This window comes from Burkholderia sp. BCC1996, from assembly GCF_905339955.1.
In the GTDB taxonomy this organism is placed as follows: Bacteria; Pseudomonadota; Gammaproteobacteria; order Burkholderiales; family Burkholderiaceae; genus Burkholderia.
This window is the reverse complement of the sequence record NZ_CAJPHM010000007.1, coordinates 57,530-69,690: the sequence shown is the minus strand read 5'-3', so window position 1 is coordinate 69,690 and position 12,161 is coordinate 57,530. Positions and strand designations below refer to the sequence as shown.

The following is a 12,161-nucleotide window of genomic DNA, read 5'->3' as shown; positions in this document are numbered from 1 at the left end:
ATTCACATGACAAATCGACGCGAAGTGCCGGGCATCAGGAAGTACGATGGGCCCGCCGGCGGTTGGGGCGCGCTTCGCGCGACAGCCGAGGCCGTGCGCACGCAGATGGAAACCATCGAGGCGCCGATCGTGCTGATGCGGACCAACCAGCCCGACGGTTTCGACTGTCCCGGCTGCGCGTGGCCCGACAAGGAACACAAGTCGACGTTCCAGTTCTGCGAGAACGGCGCGAAGGCCGTCACGTGGGAGGCCACGACCAAGCGCGTGACGCCCGAGTTCTTCGCGGCGAACACCGTGTCGTCGCTGCTGCGGATGTCCGACTACGAGCTGGAGAACATGGGCCGGCTCACGCATCCGCTCGTCTACGATCGCGCGACCGACACGTTCCGCGCGGTCGAATGGGACGACGCGTTCGCGCGCATCGGCGAGGTGCTGCGTGCGCTGCCGCCCGAGCAGGTCGAGTTCTATACGTCGGGGCGCGCGTCGAACGAAGCCGCGTACCTGTATCAGCTGTTCGCGCGCGAGCTCGGCACCAACAACTTCCCCGACTGCTCGAACATGTGCCATGAGCCGACCAGCGTCGGCCTGCCGCAGTCGATCGGGATCGGCAAGGGCACCGTTTCGCTGGAGGATTTCGACCACTGCGAGCTGATCATCTCGATCGGCCACAACCCCGGCACGAACCATCCGCGGATGATGGGCACGCTGCACGAGTGCTCGCGCCGCAACGTGCCGATCATCGTGTTCAACCCGTTGCGCGAGCGCGCGCTCGAACGCTTCGCCGATCCGCAGGACATGATCGAGATGGCGTCGTTCGGTTCGACGCGCATCGCGTCGACGTACTACCAGGTCGACGCGGGCGGCGACGCGGCCGCTCTGAAGGGCATCATGAAGGCGCTGCTGCAGCTCGAGGCCGAGCGCGGCGACGTGCTCGACCGCGACTTCATCGCGCAGCACACCAGCGGCTTCGACGCGTTCTCCACCGACCTGCAGGCCACGTCGTGGGACGACATCGAGCGCGCGAGCGGCCTGAGCCAGGCGCAGCTCGAGCAGGTCGCGCTCGCCTATGCGAAATCGAACGCGACGATCGTCACGTACGGGATGGGTGTCACGCAGCACAACAAGGGTACCGCGACCGTGCGCCTGATCGCCGACCTGCTGCTGATGCGCGGCAACTTCGGCAAGCCCGGCGCGGGCGTGTGCCCGCTGCGCGGCCACTCCAACGTGCAGGGCAACCGCACGGTCGGCATCACCGAGAAGCCGTCGGCCGAGTTCCTGCAGAAGATCGAGGACGTGTGCGGCTTCAAGCCGCCCGCGCATCACGGGCACGACGCCGTGCAGGCCATGCAGGCGATGGTCGACGGCCAGGCCAAGGCGCTGCTGTGCCTCGGCGGCAACTTCGCGGTCGCGCTGCCCGATCCCGAGCTGTCGTTTCCCGCGATGGCGAAGCTCGATCTCAGCGTGCATCTCGGCACGAAGCTGAACCGCTCGCATCTGCTGGTTGCGAAGGAAACCTACATCCTGCCCGTGCTCGGCCGCACCGAGCTCGACATCCAGGCGAGCGGCCAGCAGTCGATCACCGTCGAGGATTCGATGTCGATGGTCCACGCGTCGGCCGGCAAGCTCAAGCCGGCGTCCGACGCGTTGCGCTCGGAGCCCGCGATCGTCGCGGGGATCGCGCATGCGACGCTGCCGAACAGCAAGGTCGCGTGGCTCGACCTGATCGCCGACTACGACCGCATCCGCGACCTGATCGACAAGACGGTGCCCGGCTTCGAGGCGTTCAACGAGCGGATCCGCACGCCGGGCGGCTTCCGCCTGCCGCTGCCGCCCACCGAGCGCGTGTGGCCCACGCCGACCGGCAAGGCGATGTTCTCGGTCTACACGGGCGTGAAGGAAGACGCGGACGTGCTCGGCGCCGAACAGGTGCTGCGGCTGATCACGCTGCGCAGCCACGACCAGTACAACACGACGATCTACGGGCTCGACGACCGCTATCGCGGCGTGTTCGGGCGGCGCGACGTGCTGTTCATGAACGTGGCGGATCTCGCGAAGTACGGGCTCGAACACGGCGACCTCGTCGACATCGAGACGATCACCGCGTCGGGCCGCACGCTGCGCCTCGAGAAGATCACCGCGATCGAGTACGACATCGCGCCGGGCTCGGTCGGCGCGTATTACCCGGAAGCGAACGTGCTCGTGCCGCTCGACTACATCGACAAGGAAAGCGGCACGCCGTCGTACAAGTCGGTGCCGGTGAGGGTCGCGCGTTCCGCGGTCGTGTGATCCGCGGGCGGGCAGGTTCGCGACGTACGGCACGCATGCGACATGCCGTGATGCCGAGAACCTGCCTGCCGCCCCGCCTCCCCGCTCTCCCGGCCGCTGCATCGCCTCCGATGCGGCGGCCGCTTCGTTTTCACGTGGCGAACGGCACGCGCCTTACCGCGCCGGCGACGGCGGCAGACGCGCGCCCGTCTGCCGGCGACGGTACGCGCTGTCGCGCGTCGCGAGCCAGTAGTACAGCGGCGACGTCAGCGCGAGCCCGACGAGCCAGGACAGGTCGGCGCCGCCGAGATGCGCGGGAATCGGGCCCGCGTACATCGGCGTGTTCATGAACGGGATCTGCACGACGATCCCGATCGCATACGCGAGCAGTGCCTGCGGATTGAATTCAGGGTCCGCGTCGAAGGCTGAGCAACACGAAACACTTTACATGGCGTCCACCCATTCACGGTCGCCGCAAGGCAAACCGTGAATGAACAGGCGCTCGACTCAATGCCCGCCGTTGATTTCCGTGTCTTCGAATGCCAGATGCTCGAAATAGCTACCCGTGAAATCCACGTCCAGCCCCTTGAGTCCATGGGCTTCGACCATGCTTCCCGTGCAGTCCAGCACCTGCACCGAATGCCACGTGTTGTCGTCGAACCGAACGCCGTTCCACTTGCATCCGAGAAATTTCACGCTATTGAACGTACTGCCCTGAAAGGCGGCCTCATCGAAGGAGCAATCGACGAACGTGCATCCGGAAATTGCAATCCCCGAAAAATCGCAACTGGCAAACGTACAAGCAGAGAACCGGCAGCCTGTCCAGCCGGCCTGCCGGAATGACGTGCCGCTGAACCGGCTGCCGCTGAAGCTGCTGCCGGAGAATTGCGCAAGACCCAGATCCAGGCCGGCATAGGCCGAACTATCCGTCTGACCTGAGAGTCCTGCCGGCATTCCACCGGCACCCTTGCGCCACAGGTCGTGCTTGTAGATGATTTCAGAACTGCTCATGAGTCTGCGTCTCGATGCGCCTGAGCAGACGATTCGCCTTCGCCGTTGCCGGCCGTCTGTTCGTCATCGGCGTCGGACGCCGCCGAGTCGCGGCTGGCGAACCAGGCGACAAGGCCGCCCAACGCAATCAGCGAGCCGAGGAAGAGGAAATTCTCGATCGCAAAATCGCTCACGTCATGCGAACCGTAGCTGCCTCCACTGATCTGGGACACCGCCCCCAAGGATGCGATGACAGCCCAGGCAACCAGTATCAGGCCGCCGGCCACTACGATCGCGGCCATTGTCGACTTGCGCATTCTTCGCTCCGTCAAGCGTCACCGGACGCGTTGCCTACACTGACTTCCGGCAGATTCGCGAATCCGAGGCGATTGGCCTCGTTCCACCACGTCCAGGTCACGTCCGCCGGCGATACATCCAGATGCATGTCCTGCGGATCAGGGAACGAATCACCCTGGGCGACATAGGCCTGGCGGTACCACTGATTGAACGTCGCGGCTCGAGGATGGTCATCCGTCACACTGGCCTGCCATATACCCGTCACCGGGCACGCGCGTGTGCCTCGACACTGGATCAGCGGATCGGGAAATTGCGCGGTGCGCGCGATGCCCTGCGCCACGCGGGGTTCCGATACCGGTTGTTGTACTGCCACCGGAATCGCATCGCCGACGTAATGAAAGAAGATACGTCCATCTTCCAGAACAAGGCCGGGACGACTGCGATCGAATAGTTCGTCCTTGCTGTAGTGCATCGGCACCTGCGCCAGATTCCAGGCGAAATGACGTTCGGCAGTCGGATACTTGAGCTGTGCGAGCCAATAACCGCCCACCGGTGCAGCGGTGGTTTCAGCCTGCGGAGGTACGGTGACAGGCGGCTTCTCCGGCAACGTATAGCCATCGGGTACATGCGCGCGACCGGTACGTAGTGAGACCGGATGAGCGGCGGGTTTGGAAGGCGACGCCGGTGCCGACATCACGGCCTTCGCCGCATTGATCAGCGTCTCCTTGTTGCCGTCCCACTTGGGCAATTTGGATGGCGGCAGCGGCACCACCTTGTCGAGGTTCGGCAGGCGAAGGTCGGGATCGCGCTCGAGGCGGTCGGCGAGAATTCCGTAGCGTTCGGCGCGTGCCTCGTCCTTGACATGGCCGACCAACGGATCACCCTTGCCAAACGAAGCGCTCAACCATCCGGCACTCTCGGCGCTCCCGAATTTCACACCGGCATGCAAGGTCTTGAGTGCGCGTTCATTGTTCTCGCCCAATTCTGCGCGATCACCTACGATCGTCGTCCCAAGTTCATATGCTGCACGCCCGTTTCCCTGTGCGACGCCGCATTCCAGCATCTGGAGAGCAATCTTGCGATTGCCCCAAAAGCCTGCCTTCGGGTCGTCATAGAGCGCGTCCATTTTGCCCCCCAGATATGCCATCGCACTCGGGCTACCCATATCCGCGGCCAGTTGCCAGAATGCATAGGCTCTACTCGCATCCTGCTTCACACCCATTCCGTTCATGTAATACGTGCCCATTAGATCGTAGGCCGCCGGAATGCCGAGTTTCATTGCCTGTTCGGTGATCTGCACCGCGCGTTCCGAATCACGATCCACGCCCTGCCCTTCAGCATAAGCATTGGCCAGATTCAACATCGCTTTCCAGTGCTTTCGTTCAGCGGCCTTGGCCCACAAATCGACCGCCCCCTTGTAATCGCGCTGGTTCGGCCACAGTAGCGAACTGGTGAGAGCCACTGCTTCCTGGTTCCATCGATCTGCCTCTGGATCGATTGGGGGAACGACATCAGCCTCATGCTTGCACTCAAATGCGTCACGGTGAGGATTGAATGCCGTCAGCGACATATTGCGAGGAAGAGAGTCGTTCATTGAGCAGGCCGTACAAGCAAGGAACACGAAAGCAGAAACTAAACGAATCAAACCGAAACGGTCGGCGACGGTCGAACTCAATTGATTGCGCACGATTGTTAGATACCTGATCAGGAAAGACGAACGCCTGTCGCGCGTTCATCATGGAACGGATGCAGAAAGCCCGTGGGAGCATCCCCTTTTTTCCGTGCGATTTCGTTCGTCTTCAACAATTGCACCCAGTTGATGAATGTCTTTGCCATGGACTGCGGCGTGAGCGATGCCGGATTGCAATCCGCTGCGTTTCCAGTGTGAAGTTTCCATACCCGCTTGCGCAGATCTTCAGTCTTCGCCGGATCATCAGTTCCGACATTGATCTCTGCGTCCACTGCCATGCTCCGCAAATTCAGGTTGGCACTGCCCAGCGTGAAAAAACTATCGTCGATCAACAGCAGTTTACTGTGAATGTAGATCTCTCTGTACCGGGCCGCTATCGACTGCGTTGGCAACGGCAGCATCGGAGCCAGATCCGGGTCCGGCAACTCTCCTTTGGCTTGTTGTTTGCCTACGTATTCATCCCAGCGAGCTTGCTGCTTCGCTGTCTCCGTACTCAACTTTGAGCTACGCCATCTACTATCGAATGTCCAGAGGCTACCGATCAGAGTGCGGATTCCCATTTGATCCAGCGATTTGGCAAGGGAAGCCTTGTCGCCGAGATCCTTTGTGCTTTGCGCGACGGGAGAGAGCGGTGCGGGGTAAAGATCGGGATCGATACTCGCCCCGCTCGCCTTCTGTCGCTTGACATAAGCGTCCCACGTGGCCTGCTGCTGCCGGTTGCGCGCCAACTCGTCTTCGACAGCCTTGTCTTGATTGGGCATCGATGTGCCATGGCCCAGGACCTTAACCGTGTCGTGCGTACGCGGCACCATTTGTGTTCGCTCAGGCGTGGGAATGACGACCATCACGTGTAAGTTGGGTATGTCGCTCGGACTCTTCCCGGCCGCCTGACTACAAGACAGAAACTGCGCTCGCAACTCCTTCAGCTTCTTCGGCCACTCGGTATATTGGAAATACTGGTTCTCGACGTAGATATAGCTGCGTGCAAAGGACGTGGCCTGCTCATACAGGGCCTTGATGGATTTATCCTTTTCTTCCGGCTGAGTACGCACGACTTGCGCCCGCTGACACGGTGTGCCGAGATTTTTCGTCAATCCCGTCGGCACCTTCTTGAAATCGTGCGTTCGCGATACGTTATCACCTTTGCCCTTGGCGCGGTTCCACGCATCGACGAAGTTCTTGCTGACCGCCACCAGCGCTTCGCCTCGAAGACGGCTCGCGTAATCCTGGTATGGTTTCAGGCCAGGCTGCACGTCATTGGCGCCCTCCCATGACTCGCCACGGCGTGGATCATGAAAGAGGTGCTGCTGCGTATCCCAGTAGTCCGTCACGCTATTCAGCCCCATCACATAACCGACTGCGTGTGCACCACCTTCATGCTCGTAGTCGATCAGGATGGTCTTCTGATGGTCGGTGGCCACTTTCTCCAGACCCAGCACTTCGGTGAAGTCACGTTTCCCCGGCTCGCCTGCAAGGCTCTCATGAACCGCCTTGCTACTGCCATCTCGCGTTCGAATCGACAGATTGGGCAGCCGGCCCGCGAACGCGTCGTCATACCAACGCGCATTGAAATCCTCGCGCCGTTCCTGCGGTGTCTGCGGTTGAGGCGGCTTGCCGGTCTGCAAATAGATACCGCCGCTCGCGCCGACCATCATGGCCATCTTTTCTTCGTAGTTCAGACGACCGCTGCTATGTCCCGGCATGTTGTTCGAACCAAGACTTCCGATAAACCCGTACCACGACAGCAAACGAACCTGAACCGGTTTGCCATTGTTGAATTTCCCCGCGGCCACATCGCGCAACAGCCCGCCCCAGGTATCGCCGCGCGGCCACACCGATCCATTGCGGATCAGTTCCATGCCCGGATCGAAACCCCAACAGATGATTTCCACGCTGTGCTTGGCCGCCTTCAAATCGGCCGCGATTTGCTTGAACGCATCCTCGCCACAAATGAACACGTCGAGATTGTTCTTCTCATACGGAGGTGCATAGTAGGTTTCCTTCTTCTCCAGAAACCACTGCGCACTGGCGACCGATTGGCGTGTGCAAACATCGACCGGCGCCTTCGATTTGTTTTGGGTATCGGTATCCGACATCAGATTTCTCGTCAAAAGTCGCGGAGCACCACGCGTCAGCCCTGTGCATGGCGCTGGCGCGATTCGGGATCGCCATCAACCGCGCGCCATCCCTGGGCAGCCAATTGCTCATCGTCGGTCAAGGCTCCCTCCACTACCGGCACATCGATTTCGTGCCCGTTGTGAAGCTTGACCATATAGGACGACGTGCCCTTCTGGTGATTGGCTATGATCAACTGACCATGCTCGTCCGTTACACCGTCCGCAATCTTGGCCGTGCCCTTGTAAAGGGTATAGGGCTCATAGGCAAGCGGCCGACCGCCATCGGGATGCGAACGAAGGATCACTGCAAGACTGTCCTTTTGTTCCAGTTCCTTGAACGAAACGGGATCAGGCGCCTTCACCGGCTTGTTGTCGGGCCCGACGAGGCTATGCGACGCCGCGTGCTCGCGCCAAACGCCGCTCGTGCCATGTACCACGCCGCCGCCATTCCACTGGCTGTAGCTGGATCCGCCATTGACCGACACTTCATTGCTCGCCTGCGTATTGACTTTCGGCGAGCGGAATACGATCTCTTCACCTGCCTCGAGAATGATGCGCTTGGCAGCCTTGACGATAACGTCCTCCTTGTGTGCCTCGATCCGAAGCTTGCCATCCGCCGTGACCAGCTTCATGCCCTTGGCCGCGAAGGCGCTCATCCAGTCCCCGACCCGTATCAGCAACCGACGTCCCGCGCTGATCTGCGTATTGCCCGAACTCACGGCATCGATGGTCGTCTGCGCACCGAGCACCATCGCGTCCTGACTCACTACGGTCACACCGGCCGGCCCCTCGATGGCAACCATTGGCGCGCCACCTGTGCCGCCGCCCTGGTTGACGTTGCTGCCTGCATCCCAACTCTTGATCTGCGACGCGATCTTCTCGATACGCGCCAGGTCGGTATTATCGGCATCATGTGCCGCAGACGCGTCGCCAAGGTTTTGAACCAGTTCCTGCAATTGCTCGATCAACGTCTGCAATGCAGTACGCTCGAGCATCTTGCCTTCGGCACGACCCTGCTGCTGAGCCGTCACGTACACGCCTTTCGCAGCACGAACGACGGCCTGAGCGTCGGTTCTTGCCTCCAGGCCGTCACCGCGAGGTGCTCCTTGACCGCCATCGCGAGGCTCCGTCAGGTAGCCCAGATTCAACTGCGTGTAGGTATGTTCGCTGGCAAGCTGACTGCTGATCTGGCCGGGCGTATCGTCGAAGCGCAACTGGTTATATCGATCAGCCTTGACTTCCTTGGTCTTGATGCCGGACAGATATCTATTGCCCGGAAGCGCGCCCGTGTGGCTGAACGTGGTCGGCATATTGGGAGCGCCGTGCAGCACGCCTGTCACGATCATCTTGTCCGGATCACCGTGCAAATGGTCGATCAGTACTTCCATCCCGGCGCGAGGAAGCATGTCCATCCCGTAATTCGGACCTGCCCACGGGCTGACCCATCTCACCCACGCGCTGTCCCGCTCGGTTCCGCTGGCGCCGGCACCCTGCGCATGTGCATGATCATCGGCTCGCAAACCAAGAATCTGCACCTTGATACGGCCGAGTTCGTCACAGTGGACTTCTTCGCCGGCCTGGCCGACCACCTTGGCAGTAAACGGATGCACGGGAGGCAGATCGACACGCGGATCGTAGGCGGGCGTCAGCGGCACGCCACGACGCACGCATATGAACGTGTTCTCATAGCGGACGCCGACACCCTCCTGAGCCGGCAGCGCATCGAAGCTCCAGCGGCTCGCGGCAAACAATGCCTGAGCCCGCTCGTCGAGCGCCTTGGCGAAATTGTTGGTCGCACGATGGTGCAGACTGGTAACGACGAACTGGCGCTGCTCCTCGGGCCGGGTGTCGACTTCTGGATGCCCGTGCAGCGTAAACCAGCAACCCGGCGACACATCACGGACATCGCTGGACGCATATACGCATTCGGCACGATGTTCGTGCGCGAGAATGCGCGCCTTCGCCAAGCGCTCCTGGTCTGCGTCCGAATCACCTGCGTGCGGAACGTCGATGACCGAATCTGCCAGCAACTTGGCGAGATCGTTTCCGGCCTCGCCCTGATCCACGATCGTCTCCTGCTCGGACTGAAGCATCCTGCCGGTCTTGTAATCCCAACTGGAACGTCGGACGCTTCCAGGCGTCAGCGCGCGAGCAGTGGACCATAGCGTGACCGAATCGCGTTCCCTCGACTGCGCACCGCGATGGTAAGAAACGCTGCCCGCACGCGCCTGCGGCAACTTCGTCGGATCGTCGCAGAATACGATTGTGTGGACCGGCGTATCGGTTGCCGCGCCGTCATGTTTACCGGCCCGGGCGTACCAGAAAATGCCGTCACGCCGACATAGCCGGCGGATAAAGGCCGCATCCGACTCATCCGCCTGGCGGGACTGCTCACGCTTCGGATATTGGTTGCGATCGAGGAGGAGTTCGAAATCGAAGGCCTGCGCCAACGCCGAACTGCGTTGCTGCCACTCATGCAACAGCGTCTCCAGAATGTCCGGAACACTCATCGAACGGAACGTTCTGCTGTTGACACGCTGCTCAAGGATGCTGAGCGCATCCCGCAACGTCAGCTGGACACATGTGAGAGAGCCGTCCGATTGGCCGGCACGTACATCGGTGACGATCCCGTTGATCGGGTACGGCTCGCCGCGATCCGTTATCAGTTGAACCGAAAGCGGCAGCCCCAGAAAAGTAGCCAGCGGCAAGTCCGGGCGTGAAGACAGACAAGTCAGGTGCCCTTCGATACCCGTGCACAGACCTTCCGTCAAATCGATATTCTGCGGCACCAGGACGTGCGCCAGCGTGCCTTGATGACGGCCCCAATGAAACCTGATCGCACGATTATTCTGATCGAGCGCGCTAGCGAAGGCGCGCAGCATTTCGGTCACGTTCACTTGTCGATTGGCATTCGGCAACGGCGCTCTCAGCTCGCCGCATCGCCTGCGCACTTAATTGTTTAGCTGTTGATTTTAAATGCAAAGTTCACACAAAAACAATCTCGTTATGATAGTAGCGATGCGATGACTGGTAGCGCGCCGGATACTCCCGAGGTCGCGCATCTTTCGGCAGGGATTTTGGCAAAAATTCAGAATCAGACGTTTGATTTTGTTGAGTTTTCCCATCGCCCCGAACGCGCGTTTTGCAGTCGCACCCACCGCGACTGCGCCTTCATCCGACCATTGCCCGACAATTCTTGACTGTGCGCGCGCCACCGAACTGGTAGGATGCGCCTCACCCTACGCGACGCACGCAGAACGCTTGATCGTTCCCTTTTTGCCGGCTCGCGAACCCCGTACTGCGCCAGCCCGGCCCCCCGTCGAACCCCGCAGCACCCCGGCGTCGGCCCCACCCGACCCGTTGCAGCAACCGTTGGAGTAGCGCACGTTGCGCCTGCAAGCATGAAGAAACTGAAGCAGCACATCCGCACCTTGGGCGAGATCGACCGCACGCCGCTGGTACGCGCCGGCGCGCTGCTGTTGATGGCCTGCCTGCTGTACCTGCTGTGGCCGTCGGCCGAAACCGCCTACCTCGCGATGGAGTCGGTCATACGCTGACGCAGCACGCCCGTCCCCGCACTACGCTATACTCGCGCAATGGAAACCCAACCTGCCTCGCCGAACGTGCATCGCTGGTGGCGCGCCTGACCCAGGCGGCCCGTTTCCTTTTGCATGTCCCGAACGTGATGCCGCCAGCCATGGCGGCATTGTCGTTTCTGCGCCCGAATCATGGCTGGTGGCTTCGATAACCCGGAGCCAATCCACACCATGACGCACCCGACCCGACCGACCATCCTCACCGGCGACCGCACGACCGGCCCGCTGCATCTCGGCCACTACATCGGCTCGCTGCGCGCGCGCGTGCAGATGCAGCACGACGCGACGCAGTTCCTGCTGCTCGCCGACACGCAGGCGCTGACCGACAACATGGGCCGTCGCCAGCGCGTCACCGAGAACGTGATCGAGGTCGCGCTCGACTACCTGGCCGTCGGCATCGACCCGGCGATCTCGACGATCGTCGTCCAGTCGCAGGTGCCCGAGCTCGCCGAGCTGTCGCAATACCTGCTCAACCTCGTGACGGTCGCGCGCCTCGAGCGCAATCCGACCATCAAGGAAGAAATCCGCCTGCGCGGCTTCGAGCGCGACATCCCGGCCGGCTTCCTGACCTACCCCGTCAGCCAGGCCGCCGACATCACCGCGTTCAAGGCGACGCACGTGCCGGTCGGTGACGACCAGTTGCCGATGATCGAACAGACCAACGAACTCGTGCGCCGCTTCAACGCGACGGTCGACAAGCCGGTGCTGGTGGAATGCGAGGCCGTGCTGTCGGCGGTCACGCGGCTGCCGGGCATCGACGGCAAGGCGAAGATGAGCAAGTCGCTCGGCAACGCGATCACGCTCGGCTCGACGCCGGACGAGATCACGCAGGCAGTGAAGGACATGTACACGGACCCGAACCACCTGCGCGTCAGCGATCCCGGCCAGGTCGAAGGCAACGTCGTGTTCACGTTCCTCGACGCGTTCGAGCCCGACGTGCAGAAGGTCGACGAACTGAAGGCGCACTATCGCCGCGGCGGCCTCGGCGACAGCGTCGTCAAGCGCGTGCTGAACGAGCGGCTGCAGGCGCTGATCGAGCCGATCCGTGCGCGCCGCCGCGAATTCGAGGCGGACAAGGCGGAGGTGATGGCGATCCTGAAGCGCGGCACGATGCATGCGCGCGAGGTGGCCGGCGCGACGCTGGCCGAGGTGAAAGGCGCGATGGGGCTCACGTATTTCGATTGAGCCGTGCGCGGCAAACGCGGC

Annotated in this window: 8 protein-coding genes and 1 pseudogene; 3 read left to right on the top strand and 6 right to left on the bottom strand. The window is 61.7% G+C overall.

Annotated elements, in window-relative coordinates:
- The first annotated feature begins 6 nt into the window (after window positions 1-6).
- A complete protein-coding gene (locus U4Z64_RS12095) occupies window positions 7-2,286 on the top strand; it encodes an FdhF/YdeP family oxidoreductase (RefSeq protein ID WP_321820082.1) in 2,280 nt (759 codons plus the stop codon).
- A 153-nt stretch (window positions 2,287-2,439) separates the two neighbouring features.
- Here the strand turns inward: U4Z64_RS12095 and U4Z64_RS12090 are convergent.
- From U4Z64_RS12090 to U4Z64_RS12065, 6 genes and pseudogenes are all read right to left on the bottom strand, one after another.
- A pseudogene (locus U4Z64_RS12090) lies at window positions 2,440-2,670 on the bottom strand (cytosine permease); the annotation flags it as partial.
- A 102-nt stretch (window positions 2,671-2,772) separates the two neighbouring features.
- Entirely contained in the window at window positions 2,773-3,276 is a 504-nt protein-coding gene (locus U4Z64_RS12085) for a pentapeptide repeat-containing protein (protein ID WP_321820081.1), read from the bottom strand.
- Window positions 3,273-3,572, bottom strand: coding sequence for a hypothetical protein (locus U4Z64_RS12080; RefSeq protein ID WP_124666118.1), 300 nt, complete (start codon window positions 3,570-3,572; stop codon window positions 3,273-3,275). Before U4Z64_RS12080 ends, U4Z64_RS12085 begins: the two co-directional genes overlap by 4 nt.
- Before the next feature lie 11 nt (window positions 3,573-3,583).
- A complete protein-coding gene (locus tag U4Z64_RS12075) occupies window positions 3,584-5,239 on the bottom strand; it encodes a DUF6396 domain-containing protein (RefSeq protein ID WP_321820080.1) in 1,656 nt (551 codons plus the stop codon).
- Between the two features lie 17 nt (window positions 5,240-5,256).
- The gene (locus tag U4Z64_RS12070) at window positions 5,257-7,338 is read right to left on the bottom strand and encodes a phospholipase D-like domain-containing protein (RefSeq protein ID WP_321820079.1); all 2,082 of its coding nucleotides are present in this window, start codon (window positions 7,336-7,338) and stop codon (window positions 5,257-5,259) included.
- 35 nt (window positions 7,339-7,373) lie between these two features.
- Window positions 7,374-10,241, bottom strand: coding sequence for a type VI secretion system Vgr family protein (locus U4Z64_RS12065; protein WP_321820225.1), 2,868 nt, complete (start codon window positions 10,239-10,241; stop codon window positions 7,374-7,376).
- A 519-nt stretch (window positions 10,242-10,760) separates the two neighbouring features.
- On the opposite strand from U4Z64_RS12065, the gene U4Z64_RS12060 reads away from it, so the two are divergent.
- Both U4Z64_RS12060 and trpS read left to right on the top strand, forming a co-directional pair.
- Window positions 10,761-10,916 carry a hypothetical protein gene (locus U4Z64_RS12060; RefSeq protein ID WP_321820078.1) on the top strand — a complete coding sequence of 52 codons (156 nt, stop codon included), beginning with the start codon at window positions 10,761-10,763 and terminating at the stop codon, window positions 10,914-10,916.
- Window positions 10,917-11,126: 210 nt separating this feature from the next.
- Window positions 11,127-12,140, top strand: coding sequence for a tryptophan--tRNA ligase (gene trpS, locus U4Z64_RS12055; protein WP_124521659.1), 1,014 nt, complete (start codon window positions 11,127-11,129; stop codon window positions 12,138-12,140).
- Window positions 12,141-12,161 lie beyond the last annotated feature (21 nt).